General features: G+C 76.3%; 24 protein-coding genes. 12 read left to right on the forward strand and 12 right to left on the reverse strand.

What is annotated here, in order from left to right:
- The first annotated feature begins 54 nt into the window (after positions 1-54).
- On the forward strand, positions 55-3,021 hold the full coding sequence (locus ABT048_RS02940) for an AfsR/SARP family transcriptional regulator (RefSeq protein ID WP_350519527.1): 2,967 nt from the start codon (positions 55-57) through the stop codon (positions 3,019-3,021).
- Between the two features lie 40 nt (positions 3,022-3,061).
- Here the strand turns inward: ABT048_RS02940 and ABT048_RS02945 are convergent, their stop codons facing one another.
- The 3 genes from ABT048_RS02945 to ABT048_RS02955 form a co-directional block, all read right to left on the reverse strand.
- On the reverse strand, positions 3,062-3,619 hold the full coding sequence (locus tag ABT048_RS02945) for a TetR/AcrR family transcriptional regulator (protein WP_350519528.1): 558 nt from the start codon (positions 3,617-3,619) through the stop codon (positions 3,062-3,064).
- A gap of 111 nt (positions 3,620-3,730) precedes the next feature.
- Complete coding sequence (locus ABT048_RS02950; protein WP_350519529.1) at positions 3,731-5,125, reverse strand: amidase; 1,395 nt, start codon at positions 5,123-5,125, stop codon at positions 3,731-3,733.
- On the reverse strand, positions 5,125-5,334 hold the full coding sequence (locus ABT048_RS02955; protein ID WP_350519530.1) for a hypothetical protein: 210 nt from the start codon (positions 5,332-5,334) through the stop codon (positions 5,125-5,127). Before ABT048_RS02955 ends, ABT048_RS02950 begins: the two co-directional genes overlap by 1 nt.
- Before the next feature lie 130 nt (positions 5,335-5,464).
- On the opposite strand from ABT048_RS02955, the gene ABT048_RS02960 reads away from it, so the two are divergent.
- The 7 genes from ABT048_RS02960 to ABT048_RS02990 all read left to right on the forward strand — a co-directional run bounded on the left by ABT048_RS02960 (position 5,465) and on the right by ABT048_RS02990 (position 10,883).
- Complete coding sequence (locus ABT048_RS02960; protein WP_350519531.1) at positions 5,465-6,382, forward strand: MBL fold metallo-hydrolase; 918 nt, start codon at positions 5,465-5,467, stop codon at positions 6,380-6,382.
- A 156-nt stretch (positions 6,383-6,538) separates the two neighbouring features.
- On the forward strand, positions 6,539-7,024 hold the full coding sequence (locus ABT048_RS02965) for a RipA family octameric membrane protein (RefSeq protein WP_350519532.1): 486 nt from the start codon (positions 6,539-6,541) through the stop codon (positions 7,022-7,024).
- On the forward strand, positions 7,021-7,320 hold the full coding sequence (locus tag ABT048_RS02970) for a DUF7701 domain-containing protein (protein WP_350519533.1): 300 nt from the start codon (positions 7,021-7,023) through the stop codon (positions 7,318-7,320). Before ABT048_RS02965 ends, ABT048_RS02970 begins: the two co-directional genes overlap by 4 nt.
- Before the next feature lie 183 nt (positions 7,321-7,503).
- Positions 7,504-8,406: a SigB/SigF/SigG family RNA polymerase sigma factor gene (locus ABT048_RS02975; RefSeq protein WP_350519534.1), complete on the forward strand. Its 903-nt coding sequence runs from the start codon at positions 7,504-7,506 to the stop codon at positions 8,404-8,406.
- Positions 8,407-8,516: 110 nt separating this feature from the next.
- Positions 8,517-8,912, forward strand: coding sequence for an STAS domain-containing protein (locus tag ABT048_RS02980; protein ID WP_350519535.1), 396 nt, complete (start codon positions 8,517-8,519; stop codon positions 8,910-8,912).
- Positions 8,913-9,060: 148 nt separating this feature from the next.
- Positions 9,061-9,540, forward strand: coding sequence for an ATP-binding protein (locus tag ABT048_RS02985; protein ID WP_350519536.1), 480 nt, complete (start codon positions 9,061-9,063; stop codon positions 9,538-9,540).
- Positions 9,541-9,734: 194 nt separating this feature from the next.
- Entirely contained in the window at positions 9,735-10,883 is a 1,149-nt protein-coding gene (locus tag ABT048_RS02990) for a mechanosensitive ion channel family protein (RefSeq protein ID WP_350519537.1), read from the forward strand.
- A 68-nt stretch (positions 10,884-10,951) separates the two neighbouring features.
- On the opposite strand, the gene ABT048_RS02995 is transcribed toward ABT048_RS02990, so the two are convergent.
- Together ABT048_RS02995 and ABT048_RS03000 are read right to left on the reverse strand one after the other, a co-directional pair.
- The gene (locus ABT048_RS02995) at positions 10,952-11,734 is read right to left on the reverse strand and encodes a hypothetical protein (RefSeq protein WP_350519538.1); all 783 of its coding nucleotides are present in this window, start codon (positions 11,732-11,734) and stop codon (positions 10,952-10,954) included.
- A 103-nt stretch (positions 11,735-11,837) separates the two neighbouring features.
- The gene (locus ABT048_RS03000; RefSeq protein WP_350519539.1) at positions 11,838-12,533 is read right to left on the reverse strand and encodes a TetR/AcrR family transcriptional regulator; all 696 of its coding nucleotides are present in this window, start codon (positions 12,531-12,533) and stop codon (positions 11,838-11,840) included.
- A 132-nt stretch (positions 12,534-12,665) separates the two neighbouring features.
- On the opposite strand from ABT048_RS03000, the gene ABT048_RS03005 reads away from it, so the two are divergent.
- Both ABT048_RS03005 and ABT048_RS03010 read left to right on the forward strand, forming a co-directional pair.
- Complete coding sequence (locus tag ABT048_RS03005) at positions 12,666-14,897, forward strand: MMPL family transporter (protein ID WP_350519540.1); 2,232 nt, start codon at positions 12,666-12,668, stop codon at positions 14,895-14,897.
- Between the two features lie 92 nt (positions 14,898-14,989).
- Positions 14,990-15,793 carry a hypothetical protein gene (locus ABT048_RS03010; RefSeq protein ID WP_350519541.1) on the forward strand — a complete coding sequence of 268 codons (804 nt, stop codon included), beginning with the start codon at positions 14,990-14,992 and terminating at the stop codon, positions 15,791-15,793.
- Positions 15,794-15,860: 67 nt separating this feature from the next.
- Here the strand turns inward: ABT048_RS03010 and ABT048_RS03015 are convergent, their stop codons facing one another.
- Positions 15,861-16,526: a hypothetical protein gene (locus ABT048_RS03015; RefSeq protein WP_350519542.1), complete on the reverse strand. Its 666-nt coding sequence runs from the start codon at positions 16,524-16,526 to the stop codon at positions 15,861-15,863.
- A gap of 109 nt (positions 16,527-16,635) precedes the next feature.
- On the opposite strand from ABT048_RS03015, the gene ABT048_RS03020 reads away from it, so the two are divergent.
- A complete protein-coding gene (locus tag ABT048_RS03020) occupies positions 16,636-17,991 on the forward strand; it encodes a M14 family zinc carboxypeptidase (protein ID WP_350519543.1) in 1,356 nt (451 codons plus the stop codon).
- An 11-nt stretch (positions 17,992-18,002) separates the two neighbouring features.
- On the opposite strand, the gene ABT048_RS03025 is transcribed toward ABT048_RS03020, so the two are convergent.
- Positions 18,003-18,587: a TetR/AcrR family transcriptional regulator gene (locus ABT048_RS03025; protein WP_350519544.1), complete on the reverse strand. Its 585-nt coding sequence runs from the start codon at positions 18,585-18,587 to the stop codon at positions 18,003-18,005.
- A 96-nt stretch (positions 18,588-18,683) separates the two neighbouring features.
- Here ABT048_RS03025 and ABT048_RS03030 point away from each other — a divergent pair, with 96 nt between their 5' ends.
- Positions 18,684-19,580: a class I SAM-dependent methyltransferase gene (locus ABT048_RS03030; protein ID WP_350519545.1), complete on the forward strand. Its 897-nt coding sequence runs from the start codon at positions 18,684-18,686 to the stop codon at positions 19,578-19,580.
- A 74-nt stretch (positions 19,581-19,654) separates the two neighbouring features.
- Here ABT048_RS03030 and ABT048_RS03035 read toward each other — a convergent pair whose 3' ends face one another.
- The 5 genes from ABT048_RS03035 to ABT048_RS03055 form a co-directional block, all read right to left on the reverse strand.
- Complete coding sequence (locus ABT048_RS03035) at positions 19,655-21,886, reverse strand: MMPL family transporter (protein ID WP_350519546.1); 2,232 nt, start codon at positions 21,884-21,886, stop codon at positions 19,655-19,657.
- A gap of 155 nt (positions 21,887-22,041) precedes the next feature.
- Positions 22,042-24,048 carry an NHL repeat-containing protein gene (locus ABT048_RS03040; protein ID WP_350519547.1) on the reverse strand — a complete coding sequence of 669 codons (2,007 nt, stop codon included), beginning with the start codon at positions 24,046-24,048 and terminating at the stop codon, positions 22,042-22,044.
- A 160-nt stretch (positions 24,049-24,208) separates the two neighbouring features.
- On the reverse strand, positions 24,209-24,631 hold the full coding sequence (locus tag ABT048_RS03045; RefSeq protein ID WP_350519548.1) for a GlcG/HbpS family heme-binding protein: 423 nt from the start codon (positions 24,629-24,631) through the stop codon (positions 24,209-24,211).
- 66 nt (positions 24,632-24,697) lie between these two features.
- Positions 24,698-25,894: an MFS transporter gene (locus tag ABT048_RS03050; RefSeq protein WP_350519549.1), complete on the reverse strand. Its 1,197-nt coding sequence runs from the start codon at positions 25,892-25,894 to the stop codon at positions 24,698-24,700.
- 243 nt (positions 25,895-26,137) lie between these two features.
- Entirely contained in the window at positions 26,138-26,605 is a 468-nt protein-coding gene (locus tag ABT048_RS03055) for a MarR family winged helix-turn-helix transcriptional regulator (RefSeq protein WP_350519550.1), read from the reverse strand.
- Positions 26,606-26,873: the final 268 nt, after the last annotated feature.

A 26,873-nucleotide genomic window follows, 5' to 3' on the forward strand; every position in this document is an offset into this window, starting at 1 on the left:
TGATCGACATGCCGTCCGTCGTCATATGCTTGTCACATGAATGAGGGGCGGGTCTTGGATTTCCGACTGCTGGGCTCGGTGGCCGCGGTGGCCCCGGACGGTCGGGAGCTTCCGACCGGGTCCGCCAAGCGCCGCAGCCTGCTGGCCATGCTGCTGCTGAACCCCGGCGCGCCGGTCACCGTCGACCGCCTCACCGAGACCCTCTGGGACGAGGAACCGCCCCGGCACTCACGCACCGTCATCCACAACCACATCTCGGGCCTGCGCGCCCTGCTCGCCGCGCACGGCGCGCCCGACGGCGGCGTCGAACTGGTCACCGACGGCGGCGCCTACCAGCTGCGGGTGCCCGAACTCGCGGTGGACACCGCCCGCTTCGAACACCTCCTGCGCTCCGCCCGGTCCACCCCCGACCCCGCCGACACGATCGCCGCGCTCCAGGAGGCACTCGCGCTGTGGCGCGGCCCCGCACTCGCCGGCACCGCCCCCAGCGTCCCGCTGCAGTGCGCCGCGCACGCCCTGGAGGAACTGCGCCTCGCCGCCGTCGAGGAACTCGCCCGCGCCCACGGCCGGCTCGGCGACCACGGCGCGGCGGCCGGCGTGCTGTCCACCGAGGCCACCATGAACCCGCTGCGCGAGCCGCTGGTCACCGCGCTCGTCCTGGCACTCGGCCGGGCCGGGCGGCGCTCGGAGGCGCTCGACTGGTTCCACCGCACCCGCCGGGCCCTGGCCGAGGAACTGGGCATCGACCCCGGCCCCGAACTCGTCGAGGCCTACGACTGCCTGCTGCGCACCGACGCCGCCGCCCTGCGGCCCGGCCGGGTCCCGCCGCCGCGGGTGCCCACCGTCGGCGGCCCGTCCTGCGCCGACACCCCGGCGCCCGGACGCGGCACCGCCGAACCCGCCCCGGAGCCCGTACGCGGCACCGCCGCACCCGCACCCGCACCCACCCCCGCCCCGGCCACCCCGGCCGCCCCGGTCACCGCCGCCGCCCCGGTCGCGCCGCCCGTCCCCGTCCCCGCCGCCGCCGGGCCCGCCCCCGCGCTCCGACCGCCGCGCGCCACGCCCTGGCCCTTCCCCCGCCGCCCGCGCGGCTTCTCCGGCCGGGAGGACGAACTGGCCGCGCTCGACCGGGCCACCGCCGGCCCCGGCGCGATCGCCGTCGTCACCGGCGGCGCCGGCGTCGGCAAGACCACCCTCGCCCTGTACTGGGCCCACCGCCGCCAAGGCGACTTCCCCGACGGCCGGCTGTTCGTCGACCTGTGCGGCCACAGCCCGCTGCCCGAACGCTCCACCCCCGCCGTCCTGCGCGAACTGCTGCTCGGCCTCGGCCTGCCCGCCGAGCAGATGCCCGCGACCCCCGAGGCCCTGGCCGCCCGCTACCGCGAACTGACCGCCGAGCGCAGGATGCTCATCGTCCTGGACAACGCCCGCCGCTCCGACCAGGTCCGCCCGCTGCTGCCCGACGGCGACGGCTGCATCACCCTGGTCACCAGCCGCGACCGGCTCGGCGGCCTGGTCGCCTCCGACGCCGCCCGCCCCGTCCCGCTCGCCGAACTGTCACCGCCGCAGGCCGTCACCCTGCTCGCCGCCACCCTCGGCGCCGACCTGGTCGCCGCCGAACCCGAAGCCGCCGCCCGCCTGGCCGGCCTGTGCGACGGCCTGCCGCTCGCCCTGCGCCTGGCCGCCGCCCGCGTCGCCACCGGCCCGGCCCGCGACCTGGCCGGCCTCGCCGACGAACTGGCCGACGAACAGGGCCGGCTGGGCATCCTCGACGTCGAGGACACCAGCGTCGCCGCCGCCCTCGCCCTCACCGTCCAGCACCTGCCCGGCTCCGCCCGCCGGATGTTCCACCGCCTCGGCACCCACACCGGCACCACCCTCGACAGCCGCACCGCCGCCGCCCTCGCCGACTGCAGCCCCGCCGAGGCCTCCGGCGCCCTCGGCCGGCTCGCCACCGCCCACCTCCTCGTCGAGATCGGCCGCGACGCCTACGCCCTCCACGACCTCGTCCGCCTCTACGCCCGCAGCCTGCCCGGCGACATCGACGACGAGGTGCTGCCGCGCCTGCTCGACCACCTGCTGAACACCCTGGTCGCCGCCTGCGACGCCGCCGAACCGGGCAGCGAACCCTGCTGCACCCTGCCGCCCGGCACCCGGCGCCCCGCCGACGTCCGCCCCTTCCCGGACCGTGCGAGCTCGCTCGCCTGGTACACCGCCGAGCGCGACACCCTGCGCGGCGCGGTCGAGGCGGCGGTCGCGGCCGGACTGCACGACCGGGCCTGGCGCCTGGTCCTGCTGCAGTGGCCGCTGATCGTGTGGCAGGTCCGGGACGGCTGGGTGCCGCTGCTCGAACACGGCCTGGCCGCCGCCGAGGCCGACGACGACCCGGCCGCCCAGTCCCGCGCCCGAGCCCTGCTCGGCTGGGTCCTGCTGGAGGAGGGCCGCCACGAGCAGGCCCTCGTCCACCTGGAACGCGCCCCCGACCTCGCCGCCCGGGCCGGCGACGGCACCGCCCAGGCCGTCGCCCTGATGAACCTGGCCGTCGCCCTCGGCCGCTACGGTCCCAACGCGCGGGTCCGCGGCCTGCTGGTGCGCGCCCTCTCGCTGTCCGAGCGGGCCGGGCGCGCGGACCTGGTCGCCCTCGCCCGCCAGCACCTCGCCCAGGAGTGCCTGAGCGCCGGCGCCCCCGAGGACGCCGCCCACCACGCCGCCCGCGGCCTGGCCGTCGCCGAACCGCCCTTCCCCGCCGCCCGCCGTGTCCTGCTGCAGACCCTCTACGGCCGCGCCCTCGCCGCCACCGGCCACCCGGAGGAAGCCGCCCTCCACCTCGAAGCCGCCGTCCGCGCCGCCCGCGCCCACCAGTACGGCGAGGGCGAGGCGGGCGCCCTGGCGGCCCTGCGGGCCCTCCCGGCCACGGCGGCCCCCGGGGCAGCGGCAGCGGCCACGCCGGCGCGGGCCACGGCGACGGCGACGGCGACGGCGACGGCCACGGCCGGGGTGTACGGCCGGGGGCCCTGCTGACCCCGGCCGGGCGCGGTGCGCGTCCCCGGCCGGCGGCGGGTCAGGCGCCGAGGAGACCGGTGACCAGCCGGCCGGCGTACGCGGCGTCGAGCCCGGCCGGGCGGAAGAGGATCCGGTACATCAACGGGGCGACGACGCGGTCCACCGCCTCCTCGACCCCGGGCGGCTGCTCCCCGCGTTCGCGGGCGCGGGCGAACACGGTGTCGAGCTGGTCGGCGGCGTAGGCCGAGCACCGGCCGGCGTTGCCGCCGTCGGGATCGCCGAGCAGGGCGTCGCGCACGTAGGCGCGGCCCGCGGGGGAGGCCATCTCGTCGAGGAACTGCTCGGCCCAGGCCGTCAGGTCGCGCCGCAGGTCGCCGTGGTCCGCCGGCGCGGTGTCGGGCCGCAGGCGCTCCACCGCGACGTCCGACAGCAGCTCCTGCAGGTCGCCCCAGCGGCGGTAGACCGTCGAGGGGGTGACCCCGGCCCGCTGGGCGACCATCGGCACCGTCAGCCCGTCCCGGCCCGCCTCCGCCAGCAGCTCGCGCACGGCGGTGTGCACCGCCGCCTGGACCCGGGCGCTGCGCCCGCCGGGGCGCACCATCTGCCTGCCACTCATGGGGCCATCTTAAAGCGCAGCCGTTGCTTTTAGCCCGGCCCGGCGCCACCCCGGCCGCCCGGCCCGGCTCCCGCGACCCGGCCCGGCTCCCCGCCCGGCCCGCCCCGCCCGTCAGCCGGCCGCCGGGGCGAGGGTGCGGACCGGGTGGGTGCGCTCGTGGGCCTGGGCGACCCGCAGCAGGGTGTGTTCGCCCAGGGGGCGGGCGAGCAGCTGCATGCCGATCGGCAGGCCGGCCGGGTCGTGGCCGACGGGCAGGGACAGGGCGGGTGCGCCGGTGATGTTGGCGGGGGCGGACAGCCGGACGTAGGCGTCGGGGACGCTCTCGGTGGTGCCGTCGGGCCACTCGACGCTCTCCTGGCCGGCCGGCACGGCGGTCATCGGGACGGCCGGGGCGGCGATCACGTCGACCTGCTCCCACAGCCGCGCCCACTCCTGCCGCATCAGGGTCCGGGCGCGCTGGGCGCGCAGGTGATCCGTGGCGCTCATCAGTGCCCCGGCCTCCAGCAGGACGCGGACGTCCTCCCCGTAGCGTTCGGGTGCCGAGCGCAGGGCGGCCTCGTGGTAGGCGGTCGCCTCGGGGACCATCAGGCCCCAGTGGGTGGCCCGGATGTAGCGGGTGAGCGGGATGTCGACCGGGACGAGCGTGGCGCCGAGCTCCGCCAGGTGTCCGACGGCCCGGCGGACGGCGCTCTCCACCGGCTCGGTGACGCGGTCGAAGTAGTAGGTGCGCGGCACGCCGACGCGAAGGCCGGTCAGGTCGTCGTCCGGGTGGGGCCGGTGGTCGGGGGCGGGGACGTCGAGCGAGGCGGGGTCGCGCGGGTCGTGGCCGGCCAGGGCGGCCAGCACGAGGGCGGCGTCCTCGGCGGTGCGGGTGAGCGGTCCGACGTGGTCCAGCGACCAGGACAGCGGGGTGACGCCGTGGCGGGGGATCAGCCCGTAGGTGGGCTTGAGGCCGACGACGCCGTTGAGCGCGGCGGGCACCCGGATCGACCCGCCGGTGTCGGTGCCCAGGGTGAAGGGCGCCGCGCCCGCGGCCACGGCGGCCGCCGAGCCGCCGCTGGAGCCGCCGGCGATCCGCTCGCGGTCCCAGGCGTTGCGGGTCCGCGGGGTGACCAGGCCGTACGCGAACTCGTGGGTGTGGGTCTTGCCGACGAGGACGGCGCCGGCCGCCGCGAGCCGGGCGGTCACGGTGGCGTCGGCGTCCGCGCGGTGGCCCTCGCGGACCAGGGAGCCGGCCCCGGTGGCCAGGCCCGCGACGTCGATCAGGTCCTTCAGGGCGACCGGGACGCCGTGCAGCGGCCCGCGCGGCCCGCTGCGGGCGATCTCCCGTTCCGCCTCGCGCGCCCCCTCGCGCGCCCGCTCGGCGGTGACCTCGGCGTAGGCGCCGAGGCCGGGCTCGACGCGCTCGATGCGGTCGAGGACCGACTCCACCAGGTCGACGGGGGACAGGCGCCGGGCGCCGATCTCCCGCGCGGCGGCGGCCAGTGACAGCTCGTACGGCTGCATCACGCCACCTCCGTGCCGTGGTCGGGCACCGCGCGGTAGGCGGCGGCCGGCGGGGTGTCCGCGAGGTCCAGCTCCCGCAGGACGGCGACCACCGAGCGGATGTGCTCGGCGGTGGCCGCGACCGCGGCGTGCCGGTCGGCGGGCAGCGGGACGCCGGCGCGGGCGGCCTGGCGGGCCGCCTCCGGCGGGGTGAGGTCGTCGGTGGGCATGGGTCCTCCCCTTCCAAAAGCTAACGGTTTGCTTTAGGTGACTGTAGGTTCTACCGTCTTCCTAACGCAAACGCGTTGCGTTTAGATCGGTCCGGCCCCCGGGCCGCCGCCCGCACCGAAGGAGCAGCCCATGCCCGCCCCCGCCGCCACCCCCGCTCCCGCATCCGCATCCGCCCCGACCTGGACCGTCGGCGACATCACCGTCCACCGCATCGACGAGATCGCCCTGCCCCGCGAGACCGGCCCCTGGCTCCTGCCCGACGCCACCCCCGAGCTGGTGACCGGTCAGGACTGGCTGCACCCCCACTTCGCCGACCCGGACGGCACGCTGCGCCTGGCCAGCCACACCTTCGCGTTCACCGTGGGCGGCCTGCGCGTCCTCGTCGACACCGGCATCGGCAACGGCAAGCAGCGCGCCAACCCCGCCTGGCACGACCTGGACACCGACTACGAGCAGCGCCTGGCCGCCGCCGGCTTCCCCGCCGACGCCGTCGACCTGGTGATCCTCACCCACCTGCACGCCGACCACGTCGGCTGGAACACCCGCAGCGTGGACGGCCGCTGGGTCCCCACCTTCCCCGGCGCCCGCTACCTCACCTCCCGCACCGAGCGGGAGTTCTGGGCCGGATACCCGATGGAGGACGCACGCCGGCAGATGTTCGAGGACTCCGTCCTCCCGGTCGAGCAGGCCGGCCTGCTCGACCTCCTCGACGTCCCCGCCGAGGGCCTCGCCGTCGCCCCCGGCCTGCGCCTGCTGCCCACCCCCGGCCACACCCCGGGCCACGTCGCCGTCGAACTGACCAGCCGCGGCCGCACCGCGCTGATCACCGGCGACTGCGTCCACCACCCCGTCCAGCTCGCCCACCCCGCCGTCGGCGCCTGCGTCGACATCGACCCCGAGCGCTCCCGGGTCACCCGCCACGACCTGCTCGCCTCGCTCGCCGACACCGGGACCCTCCTGCTGGGCACCCACTTCGCCCCGCCCACCGCCGGGCGCGTCCGCATCCACGGCGACGCCTACCGCCTGGAGCCCGTCCCCGCGGCCTGAGCCGTGAGCCGCACGGTCGCCGGACCGGTCCCGCGCGGCCGGTAGAACGCCCCGCCGCAAGGGAAGTGACGTCGCATCAGTGACGGCGGGGCGCCACCGTGCCCGAACGGTTCGTCCCCGCCGTCTCGCCCGCCCCGCCCGCCCGAGGGAGCCGCGATGACCGTGCCGCCGCCGCCGGACCGACCGAGCGAACTGCTGGAGCTCTACAAGCTCGCCGTGGAGATGGCCGACCGCGTCTCGGCCCGCCGGGGCACCGCGAACACCTTCTTCCTGTCCGTGCAGACCGCCCTGGTCACCCTGATCGGATTCGGCATACCCCGGCTCTCCGAGTCCCCGTGGTGGGTGCCGACGGCCGTGGCGCTGGCCGGCATCACCCTCTCCGTCGCCTGGTGGATGCAACTGCGCAGCTACCGGGACCTCAACGCCGCCAAGTTCAAGGTCATCAACGCCCTGGAGGACGAACTCGCCGCGCGGATCTACACCGACGAGTGGGACACCCTCAGGAACGCCTCCCGCCGCGGCCGTTGGCACAAGCACTACACCGAACTCGGCACCACCGAGCGGGCCGTGCCGGTCGTCTTCGCGGCGGCCCACCTGATCCTCCTCACCGGCACCCTGGTCAGCGGCACACTGTCCCCATGAGCCACCTCGACCCGATCGCCGACCTGATCCGCGACTGCCTGCCCACGGAGGCGAGACCTCCCGCGGGCTCCGACGACCTGTTCCGCATCTACGCCGTCCTGCTCCAGGCCAAGGGCGAAGCGGTCACCGACGAGGACGTCCACAACGCCTGGACCGCCTGGACCCAGGCCACCGACGACACCCACCGGGCCCTGGTGCCCTTCGACGAACTCGACGCCCCCACCCGCGCCCTCGACACCCCGTACACGCTGGCCATCCGCACCGCCGCCCGCAAGCTCCACCACCCCACGGCCTGACGGCGTCCGGGAGCGCGGCACGGTACGTACCAGTAGGTACAGTACGGGGGGCGGGCGGTTCGCCGACCACCCACCCCGCTCCCGGACGGGTTTCACGAAACCTCCACCCCGGGAGGCCGCATCGATCGGCGGGCACCGGGTATCCGGGGCGTTCGACCGTGCCGACACGAGGAAGGGAATCCGATGGTCACGCCCACTGGTGAACTGCCCGTTTCCGCCGATCCGTCGACGGGCGCCCCGTCGTCCCGTCCGGCCGTGCCCGACACGGGGCCACAGGGCCTGCTGCCGCCGCAACTCGCCGCGGTCGACGACCCGCGGCAGATCGCCCCGGCCGACGCGCGGGAGCTCACCCGGGTGCTGCTGCGCCGCCTCGCCGCCCTGGAGGAGGGGACGCGCGAGTACTCCTACGTCCGCGCCACCCTGGTGGAGATGAACCTGTCCCTGGTGCGGTTCGCGATCCGCCGCTTCCACACGCACCGCGAGCCCCAGGAGGACCTGCTGCAGGTCGGCGCGGTCGGCCTGATCAAGGCCATCGACCGCTTCGACCCCGGCCTGGGCGTCGAGTTCACCACCTTCGCCGTGCCGACCGTCCTCGGCGAGATCCGCCGCCACTTCCGCGACACCACCTGGGCCGTCCACGTCCCGCGCCGCCTCCAGGAACTGCGCATCACCCTGGCCCGGGCCCAGGAGGACCTGGCGCAGGAGCTGGACCGCGCACCCACCGTGGCCGAACTCGCCGACCGCCTGGGGCTCTCCCCGGAGGAGGTGATCGAGGGCATGACCGCCGCCAACGCGCACACCGCGGGCTCCCTGGACACCGGCACGGACGACGACGACCGCCCCGGCCCCCTGGGCGAGCGCCTCGGCGAGGACGACCGGGACCTCGCCCTCGTCGAGGACCTGGTGGCGCTCAAACCGCTGGTCGCCGCGCTGCCCGAGCGCGAACGCCGCATCCTCTCGATGCGCTTCTGCGAGGACCTGACGCAGTCCCAGATCGGCGAACGCCTCGGGCTGTCCCAGATGCACGTCTCCCGGCTGCTGAGCCGCACCCTGCGACGCCTGCGCGAGGGCCTGGAGGACTCCTGACCGTGCGCCGCGGGGAAACCGCCCGGAGCGGGGCCGGTTCACGCCCCCCTGCTTGGCCGACGGGCGCGACCTCCCTAAGGTCGGAGGGCACGGACATGGAGGGGACGACGATGATGCCATCCGACGACGACCGGCGGGACACCGTCCTGGCGGCCGCCGAGCCCCGGACGGAGCCCGCGGTGCGGACCCGCCCCGGCGCCGGCGGCGCGCTGGTGTGCGCACTGGAGGGCGACCTCGACATCGAGACGCTCGCGCCGGCCGCCGACGCGCTCACCGCCCTGGTCGCACAACGCCCCCGGGCGCTGGTGATCGACCTCGCGCAGGTGGGCTTCTGCGACTCCTCCGGCCTGAACCTGCTGCTCAAGACCCGCCTCGCGGCGGCGGAGGAGGGGGTGGCCCTGCACCTGGCCGCGGTGTCCCCCACCGTCATGCGGGTGCTCGAACTGACCGGCGCCCAGGCGGTGTTCTCCCTGCACCCGTCGGTCGAAGCGGCCCTGACGGCCTGAGCCCGGCAGGCCCCGGTCCCCCCTGCGGCCGGTCCCGCGCGGGCCGCGCCGTTCGGACCCGACCCGGGCCCGGGCCGGTGCATAATCCCGAAAGCGCCGGGAAACCGACCAAGCGACAACCGCCGTCGATCCGAAGGGGTGCCCTCACATGACGATGAGCCGGGGAACCCTGGACGGTGATCCCCACCGGACCGGGCCCGCGCTGCCCCCCGGCGGCCAGCGCCGGCGGCTGACCCTGGCAGGGCTCCCCAAACCGGTCGCCCACGCCAGGACGTTCACCCTGGACGCCCTCGGCGACTGGTACGGCCCCGCCGCCGAGCCGGACGCCCGCGACGGCGTCGCCGCGGACGTCGTCCTGCTGGTGGCCGAACTCGTGGCCAACGCCATGCTGCACGGCGACGGCCCGCTGGAACTGGTCCTGGACGCCGCCGCGGACCGGCTGCGGGTCGAGGTCAGCGACCGCAGCCCGGCCATGCCCGCCCCGCGCCTGCCGCACCAGCCGGCCCTGCCCGGCGGCCACGGCCTGGTCATCGTGCAGCGCATCGCCGACCGCTGGGGCGCCGAACCGCACAGTCAGGGCAAGGCGATCTGGGCCGAGTTCGACGCCGCCCGCCTGACCGGCGCCTGACCGGCGGCCCGCCACCACCACCCGTACGGCGACGGGCCCGGCGAGGGGGGTTCCCCGCCGGGCCCGTCGCCGTACGCGGTGGCGCCGACGGCCGTACGCGCGCGCCGACCGGACCGGGCCGACCGGACAGGAATGGCCGCGCGCCGTCGGGAAAAACGAGCGGGCGACCCCACGGCGGAAGGGAAGAACGGACGATGTGGTGGAGTCTGGTACGCCTGGTCCTCGCGGGCGCCGCGGCGCTCCTCGTCGCGTACGGCCTGGACCGGATCGCGCAGTTCGCGGTGCGGCGGCTGGCCGCCCGCGGGAGCACCACCGGAGTGCCGCGGCTGGTGCGCCGGTGCCGGATGCCGATCCTGGCGCTGACGGCGTGCCTGCTCCTGCTCGGCGCCCTCCCGTGGGTCGCCGCGCCGCCCGCCGCCCGCGAAGGGCTGCGCCACCTGGCGGTGATCCTGGCCATCGCCGCAGGCGGCTGGCTGTGCGCCCGGGTGGTGGCGCTGCTCGCGGACGGCGCCCTCCGGCTCGCGGTGCACCGGCGCGACCCGGTGTGGGCCGGCCGCGCCCGCACCCAGGCCGACCTGCTCGGCCGGATCGGCCAGGCGATCGTGGCGCTGGTGACGCTGGGCGCGGTCCTGATGACCTTCCCGGCGGTGCGCGGCATCGGCACGAGCCTGCTCGCCTCGGCCGGCCTGGTCGGCGTGGTGGCCGGTGTGGCGGCCCAGAGCACGCTGGCCAACGTCTTCGCCGGGGTGCAGATGGCCTTCGGCGACCTGGCCCGGATCGGGGACGTGGTCGTGGTGGCGGGCGAGTGGGGGACGGTGGAGGAGATCACCCTGACGGCGGTGGTGATCGAGACCTGGGACCAGCGGCGGCTGGTGATGCCGATGTCGTACTTCGTCGGCCGCCCCTTCGAGAACTGGTCCCGCCGCTCCAGCCGGATCACCGGCACTGCGCTGCTCCACCTCGACCACCACGCCCCGGTCGCCCTGCTGCGGGAGGAGTTCGACGCGTTCCTGGCGAAGAACGAGCTGTGGGACGGCGAGGGCAGCGCCCTGCAGGTGGTCGACACCACCCCCACCACCATCGTGGTCAGGGTGCTCGCCACGGCGGCGAACGGTGCCGACGCCTTCGAGCTGCGCTGCGAGCTGCGCGAGCACCTGGTCGGCTTCCTGCGCGACCACCACCCGTACGCCCTGCCCCGCCTGCCCGTGGCGCAGGCACCGGGCCGGTACCCGCAGGTCCCGGACCCCCGGGCCGCAGACGAGGCGCCCCGCCCGCCCCAGGACCGGCCCCGCCCGCCGCAGGACCGGCCCCGCCCTCCGCAGGGTCCGCCGTCCGGGCCGTGACCGCCGGTGCCCCCCGGCGGTTGCCTCGACGGCTCGGTTCCCTCGACGGTTCCCTCGGCGCGCCGCCCTCAGCGGCCCTGGACCGCGCGGGCGTCGCCGGTCAGCGCGTAGCGGCGGCAGGCCAGCAGCTCCTCGCAGGTGCTGCCGATCTCCTTGCCGAGCAGGTGCAGCACGCCCTCGGCGTCGCGGTCCGGGACGTAGCCCGGCGCGACCCGCAGGGCGAGCAGGCCCAGTTCCCGGAAGCCGCCCAGCAGCCGCTGCTGCGCGCCCAGGCCGCGGGCGACGACGGTGCGCCAGGCCTCGACGTCGTGGCCGTCGGGGCTCTGGACGGCCTGGAGGTCGACGGGCGGGACGTCCGGGCGGTCGCGCAGTTCGGTGACGGCGTCGGCGACGGCGGCGCCGACCAGGGCGGGCTCCGCCGGTGCGTCGCCGGCCTCGGCGCGCACCCGGGCCAGCCGCTCGGCGATCAGGTCGGAGAGCTCGGCCAGCCGGCCGCGCAGGTCGACGACCGCCTGGACGGACAGCACCGGCCAGGAGTCCCAGGTGTGTGCGAGCGAGGGCCCGGCCTCGCGTTCCACGGTCGCCTCGATCGCCTCGGCCACCGCCGCGAGGTCCAGCAGCCGGTAGGCCGTCGGCCGGGACAGGCCGAGTTCGGCCATCGCGTAGGCGCCCCAGGAGGGGAAGCCGAGCGCCGTCCAGACCCGGCCGCCGTACGCGGCGTGCACCCGGCCGGTCAGCACCAGGGCGGCGGTGCGCGCATCCGCCACCGCCGCCCGCAGCTCCTCGGTCAGCCGCCGTGCCTCGGCCGCGCCGACCGCGCGGTCCGGTCCGCTGCCTCGTCGTGTGCCCATGTGTCTTCTTGTGCCCGCTCCCGCAAGGGGCGAACCGGGACGCAGTGGGACGAATCGCCCGCCCGGCCCCGCCGGTCGCCGCCCGCGGCCGGCGGGGCCGCGGTCATCCGGCCGCGCCCGCGCTCTCGTCTGGGCCGGCCGTTGCCGCTGCCCCTGCCGCTGCCCCTTCCCCGGTGTCGGCCCCTGCCCCGGCGTCGGCGCCGGCGAGGAGGGTGTGCACGGTCGCGGCCATGGTGTGCCGTGCCTGTCCGACGTCCAGGCCGCAGCCGCGCCAGTGGTGCCAGGTGCTCCATGTGGTCGCCGCGTCCAGGCCGTTGAGCAGGTCCGTGCGGGCGGGTTCGGGTAGCGGGTCGAGTTCCGCGGCGAAGACCTGGGTGAGCCGCAGGCGCGCGAAGTCCAGCATCTGCCGGACGGCCTCCTGGACCCTCGGGGAGGGGTTCTCCAGGCGCATGATGGCGAGCCTGGCCGGGGTGACGCCCTCCAGGATGCGCGCGCGCTGTTCGGTGAGCGCCGCCACCCGCACCTCGCGCGGCCCTTCGGTGGGCAACGGCCTGATCTGGGCCGCGAGTTGTTCCAGGCGCCGGTTGACGGCCACTTCGGCCAGCTCGGCCATGTCCGCGAAGTGGTGGAAGACCAGCCGGCGCGAGACGCCCGCCCGCTCGGCCACCTTGTCGGCGGGGAAGTGCGCCTGGTTCTCGTCGAGCAGCGACAGCACCGCGTCGGCGATCTTCTCGCGGGTCTGCCGTCCGCGTTCCGTGCGCCCGTCGGGGACGGGCGCGGCGGCCTCGGTCCGTTTCACGTGGGCCCCTCGACCTCTCGTTGACATTCTTGCACCGCGAGTGCAAGTGTACGCGTTGCACGCCGAGTGCAATAAGTTTGGCGGGGGCCCCTCACGTGCCGCCCGCCGCACGAGAAGGGCCGTCCGCCGCCGATGTTCACCACTGTGGGGCGCTGGTGCGCCCGCAGGCCCAAGCGCGTCCTCGCGGCCTGGCTGCTGCTCGCCGCCGCCGCCCTCACCGCCCTCGCCACCTTCGGGCGCGTCACCAGCGAGGCCGTCTCCATCCCCGGCAGCGACAGCCAGGCCGCGAAGGACATCACCGACCGCGCGTTCCCCGCCCCGGCCTCCGGCAAGCAGCCCGTCCTGCTGCACACCCCCGACGGCGCCGACCCGCTCACCGCCCCCGCCGCCACCGCCGCCGTCCGCAGCGCGGCCGCGGCCATCGCGTCCGTGCCGCACGTCGTCGCCGTCACCACGCCCTACGACCCGGCCGGCGCCGGCGCCGTCAGCGCCGACGGCCACACCGCCTACCTCTCGATCGAACTCGACGTCTCCGGACGGGACGTGACGCCCGCGACGACCGACGCCGTGCTCGCCGCGGCCGCCCCGGCCACCGCCGCCGGCATCGAGGTCACCCCGGGCGGCTACCTGGCCGCCGCCGTCGACAAGGGCAGCACCGGGCGCAGCGAGGCCATCGGCCTCGGCACCGCCCTGGTGATCCTCGCCCTCACCCTCGGCAGCCTCGTCGCCGCCGCCCTGCCGCTGCTCGCCGGCGTGGTCGGCCTCGCCATCGCCCTGCCCGTCCTCGGCCTGGCCGGCCACCTGATGGACGTGCCCGAGGCCGGCGAGACCATCGCCGCCATGATCGGCCTGGGCGTCGGCATCGACTACACCCTCTTCGGCCTCACCCGATTCCGGGAACTGCGCGCCGCCGGGGTCGGCGTCGAGGACGCCGCCGTGCGCACCACCGCCGGCTCCGGCAAGTCCGTCGCCTTCGCCGGCAGCGCCGTCGTCGCCGCGCTCGCCGGACTGGCCCTGGGCGGCCTGCCGCTGCTGTACGCCCTGGCGCTCGCCCCCGCGATCGCCGTGCTGACGGCGCTGGGCGTGAACCTCACCCTCCTGCCCGCGACCCTCGTCCTGCTCGGCGCCCGCCTGACCCCCCGGCCCGCCGCCCCCGCCTCCGCCGGGCGCCCGCGCGGCTGGGGGAGGATCGCCGCCCTGGTCGCGGCCAGGCCCTGGCCCCTGCTGCTGGCCGGCCTGGCCCTGCTCGGCACCCTCGCCGCCCCGGCCGCCGGCCTCCACCTCGGCCAGCTCGACGCGGGCAGCAAGGCCGCGGGGAGCATGAGCCGCACCGCCTACGACCGGATGGCCGCGGCCTTCGGCCCGGGCGCCAACGGCACGCTCCAGGTCGTCGACGTGCTGCCCGCCCCGGCCGCCGGGGGAGCCGCCGACCCGCGCGCCGCGGCCGTGACCGCCGCGCTGCGCACGGCCGAGGGCGTCGCCGCCGTCAGCCCGCCCGCGCTCGCCGCCGACGGCCGCACCGTCCGCTGGCAGGTCACCCCGACCACCGCCCCCTCCGACCCCGCCACCGCCGCGCTCGTGCGCCGGCTGCGCGCGGACGTGCTGCCCGCCGCCACCGCCGGCAGCGGCCAGGTGGCGCACGTCGGCGGCGCGCCCGCCGCCCAGGCGGACCTCAACGCGCGGATCGCGCAGCGCATGCCGCTGGTCGTCGGCTTCGTCCTGACCGTCGCGGGCCTGCTCCTGCTGCTGGCCTTCCGCGCGCCGGTGGTCGCGGTGAAGGCCGCGGTGATGAACCTGGTCTCCGTCGCCGCCGCCTACGGCGTGCTCACCGCGGTCTTCCAGCACGGCCACGGCGCCCGGCTGATCGGCCTGGACGGCGCCGTGCCGATCCCCGGCTACGTGCCCCTGCTGATGTTCGCCGTGCTGTTCGGCCTGTCGATGGACTACGAGGTCTTCCTGCTCAGCGCCGTGCGGGAGGGCTACCTGCGGGAGCGGGACAACCGCCGCGCCGTGGTGGCCGGCCTCACCGCCACCGGACGGATCATCAGCTCGGCCGCCCTGATCATGGTTGCGGTCTTCCTCAGCTACCTGCTCTCCGACGACCCGGTGGTCAAGATGTTCGGCATCGGCCTGGCGACCGCCGTCGCCCTGGACGCCACCGTGGTGCGCGGCCTGCTGGTCCCTTCCACCATGGTCCTGCTCGGCGACGGGAACTGGTGGCTGCCCCGGTTCCTCGACCGCCTGCTGCCGCACATCGACATCGAGGGCGACGGCCACCGGGAGCACCCCGCCGCTGCGCCGGAGGCCGCCGCCGCGTCGGAGGCCCCGCCGACCGCCCCGCCGGCTGCGGCCGACGCCCGGTGAGCGCCCCGCGGCCTTCCCGTACCCGGACCCGCGTCCGAACCCGTACCCGTACCCGTACCCGTACCCGATCCACCCGCCAGGAGCAGTTCCCGATGCACCCGCACCCGCGCCGCCCGTCCGCGCGCACCGCCCTCCCGCTGACCGCCCTCTCGCTGACCGCCCTCGCCCTGGGCGCCGGAGCCGTCGTCGTCGCGGCGCCCGCCGCCCACGCCGCCCCCGACTGCGGGCGGGCGCCGGTCCAGTACTCCGTCGACGGCGGCGCCCACTGGACGGCCGGCGCGACCATGCCCGCCGAGTCCGCCGTCGTCCAGGTCCGGTTGGCCGGCGTGCCGGCCGCCGGCTGCGACTACCACGTCTCCCTGGGCTCCTACGAGACCCAGGGGCCGACCTGGGCCACCTCCGGCCGGCAGGCCTTCCTCGGCTGGGCGACCGTCACGCTCACCCGCGAGCACTACCGCGACACCCTCGACGTCACCGGCCACCTGCCGCACTGCTACGGCGAGTTGGCTCTCTACACGGTCGGCGAGAAGTACGACGGCAGTGACAGCGACCACCCGCTGCCGCACTACCCGGACGAGCCGTTCTCCGGCCTGGCCGTCGCCACCTGGAACGGCGGCACGGCCTGCACGCCCGAGCCCACTGCCGGCCCGGCGACCCCGACGGCCCCCGCCCCCACCACTGCCGCCCCGACGACTGCCGCCCCGACCACTGCGGCCCCCGCCCCCGTACCGTCCCCGACCGGGCCGGCCACGCCGTCCCGGACCCCGACCCCGACGGCCGCTCCGACGCTGGCCGCCACCGGTCCGGACGACGGCCTGCTGACCGCCGCCGCGGTGGCCGCCGCGCTCCTGCTCGCGGCCGGAGGCGCGGCCGCCTACGCCGCCCGTCGCCGCTGACGCAGCCGCTGACGGCCCGGCAGCGGCTGCGCCGGGGGCCGCCGTACGGCGGCCCCCGCCCGCCGGCTCAGCGGGTGTCGAGCGCGGCGTCGACGGGCTGCCCCGCGGCGGCCTGCTCGACCCGCCGGGCGAGCATCGTCGCCAGCGCCTGGAGCCGGGCCGTGTCCGTCGAGTCCTGCACCATGACGCCCGAGAAGGTGGTGCCCACCCGCATCAGGACGACGTTCCGCGGCCTGCCGCCGGACGCGGCGGTGTAGGCGACGCTCTCGTTGCCGACGGCCGGCACCGAGAGCTTGGTGGCGCCCTTGTCGGCCTTCTTCTCGAACTCGCCCGCGGTGGTCGCCAGGTACGCGCTCGCCTCGGTGGCCGAGCCGAAGGTGATGACCTTGAAGGCGGCCTTGGCGCTGCCGGACTCGAACTCCACGGTGCCGTCGATCTCGCAGCCCCGGCACTCCTCGTCGGTGCCGTCCGCGGTGGAGACGTCGGGCCGGTGGCCCTTCCAGCCGGGCAGCGCCGCGGAGTCCGGCAGGGCGCGCTTGACCGTGTCCTTGTCGGCGAGCACGGTCTTGAAGTCCGCCCACTTCTGCGCACCGGGGGCCAGCTGGTCCGAGAGCGCACCGGAACCGCAGGCGGTCAGCGCACCCCCCAGCACGACCGATGCGATGCCGATGCCCAACCCCCGTGCGGTGGCGCCGATGTGCGCGGCCATGCCGAACTCCCCGTTCCCAGTCATCAAGATCATCGGATGATATGTCAGATCAAGGGGGGTGCCACAAACTCCCGCTCCGCCCCCGTCCGTCGTACTCTCCGAGCCCGGGGGAGACGACCACAGGGGGAACCGCATGCTCACCGACACGACGACCGGCGCGGGCAGGGCCGTACTGATCCACGACCGCTGCCCCACACTCGCCGAACTCACCGACACCGCCAGACAGTTGACCGACCGCCGGCCCGACCTGTGCCGGCTGCGCACCGTCGGCGCCTCCCGCGCCGGCCGCCCGCTCACCCTGCTGTCCGTCGGCCGCGCCGAGCGCCCCGGCCGCCCCGAGCGCAACGTCCTGGTCGTCGCCGGCGCCCACGCCGACGAGTTCGCCGGCCGCGCGAGCATCGTCGAACTCGCCCACCGGGTCCTCGCCCGCCCCGCCCTGCGCACCGCCGCGACCTGGAACTTCCTGCTCTGCCTCGACCCCGACGGCGCCCACCTCGCCCGCGGCGCCCTCACCGCCCGCACCCTGCCCGAGTACTTCGCCGGCTACTACCGCCCCGCCGCCGAGGAACAGCCCGAATGGGCCCCGGCGATCGGCGCACGCCTCCCGGAGAGCCGCACCCTGCTCGACCTGATCGACGAACTGCGCCCCACCCTCCAGTTCACCCTGCACAGCATGGACGTCGGCGGCACCTTCGTCCAGGCCACCTGCGACCCGGCCGTCCTCGCCGCCCCGTTCGCCACCTCCGCCGCCGCCCTCGGCATCCCGGTCGAGACCGGCACCTACGACACCTTCTGGCTGCGCGAGTCCGGCCCCGGCGTCTACCTGATGGAGCCCCACCACATCGACCGCCAGGAGAGCAGCACCGGCATGCTCACCCCCCACCCCGCCCGCCGCCCCGACGACACCGGCGGCGTCCGGGCCTCCACCTGGTTCGCCCCGCAGCGCCACGGCGGCCAGACCGTCATCGTCGAGGTGCCCGCCTGGACCAGCGACCGCCTCGGCGACACCCGCCCGGCCGACGACGCCCCCGAACGCCTGACCGCCAGCGCCGACCGGCTGCGCACCCGCACCGCCCTGCTCGCCGACCTGCTCACCGCCGCCCTGCCCCACCTGCCCGACCAGGACACCGCCCTGCTCCGGGCCGCCCGCACCCCGCTGGCCGCCTCCCGGCAGCTGGCCGACGAATGGGACCCCCGGGCCCTGGGCCGGCGCCTGCTGCGCCCGGGGCTCATGACCCGCGCGAAACTCGCCGGCATCGACCTGTGGGCGCACCGCATCCCGGTGCGCGCCGCCGCCCTGCTGCGCCGCGCCGTCGAGCCCGCCGGAGCCCGCGCCGCCTGCGACGCCGCCCGCCTCGACGCCCTCCTGCAGGACTGGTGCGCCCGCTACCAGCGGCGCTTCCGCCCGGCCTGGCTGCCGGTGGCCCGCCAGGCCGAGCACCAGGCCAACATCGTCCAGGCCGCCGTGGAGCTGCGCCACCCGGCCTGACCGCCGCGGGCTCAGGGCACGGGCACCAGCGCGGCGACCAGACGGCGGACCAGCGCCGGGCCGTCCGCCGGCCGGTCCCCGTGCATCAGCAGGTGGTGGACCGTGCCGGTGAGGGCGAGCGCGAGCATCGCGCAGTCCGCGCCGGCCGCAACCCGCCCCAGGCGCTGCTCGGCCTCCAGGTAGCGGGCGAGCGCGCCCTCGATCGCGTCCGGCCCGGGCGCGCCGGCCTCCCAGGCCGTCCGCACCCGCTGCGTGACGCCCTGCCGGGACAGCGCCACCGCCGCGACCGCCGGCCCGGCGGCGCCGAGCAGGACGAGCGCCGCGCCGGCCGCGTTCTCCCGCACGTCCCCGCTGCCCGCCCGCCCGGGCAGCGGGGCGACCTCGGCGGCGACCCGCTCGAAGCGGTCCAGGACGAGCTGGGCCACGAAGTCGTCCAGGTCGGCGAAGTGGTTGTACAGCAGGCCCTTCGCGCAGCCCGCCTCCTCGGTGACGGCCCGGTTGGTCAGCCCGGCCGGCCCCTCCCGGGCGAGCACCCGCTCGGCCGCCGAGAACAGCCGCTCCCGCACGTCGGGGATCGCTACGCCGCGTGGTGACATCCAGGTCCTCCGGAAGGGGGCTTGCACAGTATGGGCGAGTGCCCATACCTTGCTATGGGCACTCGCCCATACTAGTGGTCCGACAGGAGCGAACCCATGCGCACACCCGTCAACACCGCACAGTCCCAAGCCTGGAACGGCGACGAAGGCCGCTACTGGAGCGAGCACCACGACCGCTGGAACGCGGTCAACGAAGGCTTCGACCGGCCCCTGCTCGCCGCCGCCGCGATCGCCCCCGCCGACCGCGTCCTCGACATCGGCTGCGGCGCCGGCCAGACCACCCGCCTCGCCGCCGAGGCCGCCGCCCACGGCTCGGTCCTCGGCCTCGACCTCTCGGCCCCGATGCTGGCCCGGGCCCGCGCCCTGGCCGCCGACCGGGACCCGCGACGCCCCGCCGGCCGGATCGCCTTCGAACAGGGCGACGCCCAGGTCCACCCGCTGCCCGCCGCCGCCTTCGACGTCGCGATCAGCCGCTTCGGGATCATGTTCTTCGACGACCCCGCCGCCGCCTTCGCCAACATCGCCCGCGCCCTGCGCCCCGGCGGCCGCCTCGCCTTCGTCTGCGTCGCCGACCCCGCCCGCACCCAATGGGTCCGGGTCCTCGACGAGGTCCGCGCCGCACTCCCGCTCCCGCCGCGGACCGCCGCCCCGCACAGCGGCCCCGGCATGTTCTCCCTCGCCGACCCCGCCGTGATCCACCGCGTCCTCACCGCCGCCGCCCTCACCGACGTCCGCACCGAACCCGTCGAAGCCCACGGACACTTCGGCCGCGACGCCGCCGACGCCGCCGACCACCTCCTCGGTTCCGGCCCCGCCCGCGACCTGGCCGAACAGCTCGACCGGGCCGACCCGGCCGCCACCGGAACGGGCGCCCGCAGCGGCACCGACCGCGTCCGCGCCGCCCTCGCCACCGCCCTCGCCCCCCACGAACGGCCCGACGGCGGCCTGCGGCTGCGCACCGCCGCCTGGCTCGTCACCGCCACCCGCCCCTGAGGCCCCCGGCCCGTAGGGCCCGTCTTCGAGCCCTCGCCTGCGGGGCGATGCCGGGGGTTCGAAGACGGGCCCTGTCAGGCCTGCTCGCCCTCGCCCTCGGTGTCGATGTGCGGCAGGATCCGGTCCAGCCAGCGCGGCGTCCACCAGGCCGCCGCGCCCAGCAGGGTCATCACCGCCGGGACGAGCAGCAGCCGCACGATCGTCGCGTCCACCAGCACGCTCACCGACAGGCCCAGCCCCATCATCTTGATCACGATGTTGTCGCTGACGATGAACGCGGCGAAGACGCTGACCATGATCAGCGCCGCGCAGGTGATCACCCGGGCGGTGATCTCCAGGGCGTGGGCGACGGAGTCCTGGGCGCGCCCGGTGCGCAGCCAGGCCTCGTGCACCCGGGAGAGCAGGAAGATCTCGTAGTCCATGCTCAGCCCGAAGACGATCGCGAACATCATCATCGGCACGTAGCTCTCGATCGGGACCTTCCCCGCCACCCCGAGCGCCGGCCCGCCCCAGCCCCACTGGAAGACCGCCACCACCACGCCGTACGAGGCCGCGATCGACAGCAGGTTGAGCACCGCGGCCTTGAGGGCGACCAGCGGGCCGCGGAAGACCGCCAGGATGACCAGGAAGGCCAGGGCGACGACGACCACGATGATCAGCGCCAGCCGGCTCGCGACGATGTCCAGGAAGTCGACCTGGGCCGCGGTGTTGCCGGTGACGTAGGTCTTCGCGCCGGTGCCGGCCACCGCGTCGGGCAGCACGGTGTCCGACAGCCGGTTGACCAGGTCGGTGGTGGCGCGGTCCTGCGGTGCGGTCGCCGGGATGACGGTGTCGAACAGCACCGCGCCGTCCGGGCTGGTCTGCAGCGGGGTGCTGCTGGCGGCGCCGGGCACGCCGGTGAGGGCCTGCTGCACCGAGGACAGCACGGCCGGCCGGGCCTCGGCGGGCACGGCGCTCTGGTCGACGACCACGGTCAGCGGGCCGTTCGAGCCGGGGCCGAAGGCGGCGGACATCAGGTCGTAGGCGCGCCGGTCGGTGAAGTCGGTGGAGTCGGCGCCGTCGTCGATGTGGCCGAGCTGGATGGAGAACAGCGGGATCGACAGCACCGCCAGCACCACCACCCCGGCCGTCAGGAAGCGCCAGGGGTGCGCCTCCACCCGCCGGGCGTAGCGGTGCCAGGTCCCGCCCTCCGCGCCCTCGGCGCCGCCGGCCTCGGCGATCGGGCGGCGCACGCAGAAGCGGTCCATCCGGGGCCCGATCAGCCCCATCAGCGCCGGCAGCAGGGTGAGCGCGCCGAGCACCGCCGACACCACGGTGACGGCCGCCGCGGCGCCGAGCTTGGCGATGAAGGAGATGCCCGACACCGACAGCCCGGACAGCGCGATGATCACCGTGCAGCCGGAGACCAGCACCGCGCGTCCGCTGGTGGCCACCGCCTGCCCGGCGGAGGCCACCGGGTCCACGCCGTCCATCAGGTTCTGCCGGTGACGGGTCAGCAGGAACAGCGCGTAGTCGATGCCCACCCCGATGCCGATCATCGTCGCCAGGGTGGGCGCGACCGTCGCGAAGGTGGACAGCGCCGCGATCAGGCCCAGCACCCCCAGGCCGACCACCGCCGCGAACAGCGCCGTGACCAGCGGCAGCCCGGCCGCGATGAGGCTGCCGAACCCCACCAGCAGCACCACGATCGCCACCGCGAAGCCGATCGCCTCACTGGCGCGGTCGTCCGGCGCCGGCCGGGCCAGCTCGCCCAGCGGCCCGCCGTACTCCACCTGCACCCCGGCCTGGCGCAGCGGCGCCACCGCCGCGTCCACCCCGTCCAGGTAGTCGGTGCCCAGCAGGGCGGGCGTGGTGTCGAAGCGGACGGTGATGTAGCCGGTCTGCCCGTCGGCGGACAGCGGCCCGTTCGGCGGCGCCGGCTGGCCCGGGGGCGGCAGCGGGCTCTGCGCCGAGATGACGTGCGGCAGCTGCTGGAGCGAGGAGACGGCCTGGGAGATCTGCGGCTGGAAGCCGGTCAGCGGCGCGGCGTCGTGCAGCACCACCTGGGAGCTGGTGCCCGCGGCGGCCGGCTCGTGCGCCTGGAGGACGTCGCGGCCCTGCTGGGCCTGGGTGCCGGGCAGGGAGAAGTCGTCGGAGTAGGAGCCGCCGATGGTCTTGTTGGCGGCCTGGATGCCGGCCAGGGCGACGATCCACAGCACGATGACGATCAGTGAGTGGCGTGCGCACCACTCGCCCAGGCGGCGCAGTGCCGCGCGCTTGGTCGGGCTCGCGGCGGCCTGGGGGGCCTGGCGGGCGGACGGCGGCATGGACGGCTCCCGGGTCGGCTGCGCGCTGGTGCGCCGGATCGGCGCAGTGTTCCCGGTGGGCCGTCCGGGTCACCGGTACCGGCGGGTAGTCGCCCCGACGGCCCCGGCCGTCGGTGGGGCGGACGGCCGGGGCGGGGGTGGTCGGGGCGGTGCGGTCAGGGCCGGGCGGGCCCGCCGAGCAGGGGGGTGCGGACGGGGGCGGCGGCGCCGATCAGGACGACGAGTTCGTGGCCGCCGGGGTTGGTCTGCACGGGCACGGTGCGCCAGTTGTTGGCCAGCCAGACGTTGCCGGAGGGGTCGATCTGCAGGCCGGTGTTGCGCTCCAGGCCGTCGCTCGGGTAGCCGGTGTCGGGCGGGGAGATCGGCTGGCCGGTGCGGTGGCCGGGCGGACAGGCGGCGAGGTCGGTGCCGCACAGCCGGGCGACGCGGTGGCCGCCGAAGTTGGCGACCCAGACGGTGTCGTCCCCGTCGACGGCGACGCCCCAGGGCAGGAACAGGCCGCCGTTGGTGAAGGGTTCGGGGGCCGGGGTGCCGTCGGGCCCGATCAGGGTGACGGAGGCGCCGGGGCGCGGGCCGGTGTCGCCGCCGGTGGCGGCGGTGGCGAGGTCGTCGGCGGTGGTGTCCGCGCAGGGCACCGGCAGGATGCCGCTGTTGCTGACCCAGGTGTAGCCCTTGCTGTCGGTGGCGACGGCGAGCGGGCGGCGCAGGCCGCCGCCGGTGACGGTCCGCTCCACGGTGCCGTCGGGGGCCAGGACCTGGACGCTGTCGTTGCCGTTGCCGCTGACCCACAGCCGTCCGGCGGGGTCGACGGCGGCGCCGAAGGGCTTGCTGAGGGCGGGGGTGGGCACCTCCCGGGCGCGGGTGGCGTCGCCGTCGGGGATCCGGGTCACGCTGTCGCCGCCGCAGTTGGCGACCCAGACGGTGCCGGCGCGGTCGGCGGCCATGCCCTGGGGCTGGGCGATGCCGCCGGCGCGCCAGCCCCGGCGGGGGGAGAGCGGGGTGCCGTCGGGGGCGAACTGCGAGACGCTGCGTTCGAGTTCGGTCGGGTCGACGGTGCAGCCGTGGCCCTGGAAGCCGAAGTTGCCGATCCAGGCGCTGCCCCGGGCGTCGACGGTGATGCCGAAGCCCGCGCCGTACAGGCCGCCGCCGCGGTAGGGCGCGCCGGGGGCGTCGTGGCCGGTGGGGGTGAACTTGAGCACGGTGCGGCCGCCGCAGACCGGGACGGTGGGGTCGGCGTCGTACGCGTAGTTGTTGGTGACCCAGGCGTTGCCGTCGGCGTCGAAGGCGAGGTTGCCGGGGCCGTCGAGTTCGTGGCCGTTGCCGTCGTAGCGCAGGGCGACGGTCCAGGCGTCGGGGGCGGCGGGCAGGGCGGGCCGGTAGGTGGGGGTGGTGGCGGCGAGGGCGAAGAGGTCGGCGGCGTTGTGGCCGGGGTCGTGGGCGATGTCGACGGCGGCGCGCAGGGTGTCGTGCGGCCGGTCGTGGCCGGGGCGGCGGGCGAGGTCGAACAGCTGGTCGCAGGCGCCGCCGGTGACGCAGGCGGCGAGCAGGTCGGCCAGGGTGTTGAACTCGGCCATGGTGGAGGTGAGGGCGCCGTTGGGCGGGGTGGCGAGCGGGGCGGCGATGTCGCCGGTGGCGGTGTCGGCCAGGTTGTGGGCGACGGCGGCGGCGTTCTGCAGGCCGGGGTGGGGGCCGGAGACGCCGGCCGGGCCGGTGAAGCGGGCCAGGGCGTAGGCCACGGCGACGGTGGTGCGCTCGTTGACGACGAGTTCGGGCGGGGCGTCGGCCCCGCTGAGCACGGCGGCGAGGGTCACGGGCCCGTCCGGCGGCGTCCCGTGCGGCGCGGTGCGGTCCCGGGGGCGGCCGAGGTCGGCGAGCACGTAGAGCACGGCGCGCGGGTCGTGCGGGCGGCGGTAGTCGAGGGTGAAGCGCCCGTCCTGGGCGCTGCGGGTGCGGGCCAGCACCCGCGGCGCGGCGCCCTCGCCGTCCCCGGCCTGGTAGAGCGTCACCTCGGCGCCGCCGAGCGGGGTGTCGCCGCTGCGGACCACCCCGCACTGGTCGGCGGGCTCCCACCCGGCGGGGGCGGGGGCCGCCGCGTGGGAGGGGCCGGCGGCGAGTTGGGCCAGGAGGGCGGCGGTCAGCAGGACGCCGTGGCGTCGGCGCATGGGGGCTCCGTTCGGTCGCAGGGGCGCGGCGGCCCCCGCCCACCGGGGGCGGGGGCCGCCGTCGTCCTCCTGCCTGCCACATCCGGGGGCCGCCCGCGTGCGACCGGCCGGGGGCGCGGCGGAAATTGCCCGGTACGGGCGAGGCGCCGGCGCCGGGGCGTCAGCCGAGCCGGGTCAGGGCGGCGGCGGCGAAGACGTGGTCCTGCTCGGGGGCGCCGCCGCCGACGCCGATGGCGCCGATCAGGCGGCCGTCGCGGCGCACGGGGATGCCGCCGGCGATGAACAGCAGGGGGCGGTCCAGCGCGGTGGACAGCGAGTGGAACGGGCCGTCGGGCTTGACCAGGTCGACCAGGTCGGCGGTCGGGGCGTCCAGCTGGAGGGCGGTGTAGGCCTTGCGGGTGCTGGTCTCGCCGGCGATCAGCACGGCGCGGTCGTCGCGGCGGAAGGCGAGCAGGTGCCCGCCCGCGTCCAGGACGGTGATGCCGACCGCGACCCCGGCCGCGTCGGCGGCGGCGCGGGCGGCGGCGACGAGGGTCTCGGCGTCGGTGACGGTCAGCGGGGCGACGGCGGTGGTGGTGCTCATGACGGTGCGTTCTCCGGGTGAAGCGGAAGGGGGGAGGGGAGGGGAGGGGGAGAGGGGGAGGGGCGGTCAGTGGTGGACGGGAACGGGGGCCGCGGCGGTGGCGGGGCCCTGCGGCGCGGGGGCGCGGCGCTCCAGGGCGGCGGACCAGAAGGCGAGGACGAGCGCGGCGGCGGCGAGGGCGGCGCCGACCCAGTTCGGGGCGGTGTAGCCGAGGCCGGCGGAGATGACGATCCCGCCGAGCCAGGCGGCCAGCGCGTTGCCGAGGTTGAACGCCCCGATGTTGACGGCCGAGGCCAGGGTGGGCGCGCCGTGGGCCTGGTCCAGGACCCGCTTCTGCAGCGGGGGGACGGTGGCGAAGCCGAGGGCGCCGACGAGCAGGACGGTGACGGCGGCGAGGACCTTGCTGTGCGCGGTGAGGGTGAACAGCGCCAGCACGACCGCCAGGCCGCCGAGGCTGGTGTAGAGCATCGGCATCAGCCTGCGGTCGGCGAACCTGCCGCCGAGCAGGTTGCCGAGGAACATGCCGACGCCGAGCAGCACCAGCAGCCAGGTGACCGCGCCCTCGGAGTAGCCGGCGACTCCGGTCATCATCGGCGCGATGTAGGTGATCGCGGCGAAGACGCCGCCGAAGCCGAGCACGGTCATCGCCATCGCGAGCAGCACCTGCGGGTTGCGGAAGGCGGTCAGCTCGCGGCGCAGGTGGGCGCCCTCGGGGCGGGGCATGGCGGGCACCAGCCTGGCGATGCCGAGCAGGCCGAGCACGCCGAGCACGGCGACGATGCCGAAGGTGGCGCGCCAGCCGACGGCCTGGCCGACGAAGGTGCCCGCCGGCACGCCGACGATGTTGGCGACGGTCAGCCCGGTGAACATGGTGGCGATGGCGCCGGCCTTCTTCTGGGGGGCGACCAGGTCGGCGGCGACGACGGAGCCGATGCCGAAGAAGGCGCCGTGGGCCAGCGAGGTGACGATGCGCCCCGCCAGCATCAGCGGGAAGGTCGGCGCGACCGCGGAGAGCAGGTTGCCGACGACGAACAGGCCCATCAGCAGCATCAGCATCGTCTTGCGGTTGATCCTGGTGCCGAGCACCGTCATCAGCGGTGCGCCGATGACGACGCCGAGGGCGTAGCCGGTGACCAGCAGGCCCGCGCCGGGGATGGAGACACCGTAGTCGTCGGCGATCAGGGGCAGCAGGCCCATGATCACGAACTCGGTGGTCCCGATCCCGAACGCGCCGATGGCGAGGGCGAGGAGAGCGAGAGGCATGGCCGTCCCTTCTGAGATTGCTTGAACGGGCGCCTAGCGTGCTTTCACAATAGTTGCAGACGCGCGATAAGTGCAAGCGAAGGTAACGGGCATGCGCCATGGAGTCGGCGGGGGTGTTCGGTAGGGCGCGGGCGGGGTGTCGGGCGGGGGGACGCGAACGGGCCCGACACCTCCGTGCCGCCGTGCGGCGGGGAGGGGTCGGGCCCGGTGGGGGAGCGGGGGCGGCCGGCGGGCCGCCCGGGGTCAGTGGCGGGGCGAGGCGGCGTCCACGGCCTCGACCGCCCTGACCAGCGAGGCCAGCTCGGGGTTCCTGGCGGCCTCGTCGAGCGCCTCCCGCAGGGCGGCGTCATTGGTCGGCCGGGCCTCCTCCAGGAGCTTCAGGCCGTCCTCGCTCACGTTGGTGTAGATCCCGCGGCGGTCGGTCGGGCACAGGTAGCGCGCCAGCAGGCCGCGGTCCTCCAGCCGGGTGACCAGGCGGGTCGTGGCGCTCTGGCTGAGCACCACGGCGTCGGCGACCTGCTTCATCTGCAGGTGCCCGCCCTCGCCGTCGTGCTGACGGCTGAGCACGTCGAGCAGCGAGTACTCCCGCACGCTCAGGTCGTGCCCGGACTGCAGGGCGCGCTCGATGTGCGACTCGATCCTGCCGTGCAGGAGGGACAGGGCGCCCCAGCCGCTGGCGAGGGCGGTGAGCGCGGGGTCCGTGGCGGTCATGGGGCCCGGCCTCCTTCCCGAGGGGGTAGCGGTACCAGGATAAGCCATGGCGAAAAATATCGGCTAGAGCAGATATAGCGCTTGTGCAAGTAGATGTGGGTCCGGTCGGCGGCTCCGTCCGGCCGCTCCGCCCGGCGCCCCCGGTCCGGCCGCCGCCCGCCGGTGCGCCCGCCGGTGCGCGCGCCGGGAAAGCCGCAGATCGGTACATTGATGGACATTCAGGAGCAGCGCCAGGCTTCGCGCGGCCACGCGCGGAAGCACGCACAGA

It is taken from the genome of Kitasatospora sp. NPDC096140 (assembly GCF_040303045.1).
In the GTDB taxonomy this organism is placed as follows: Bacteria; Actinomycetota; Actinomycetes; order Streptomycetales; family Streptomycetaceae; genus Kitasatospora.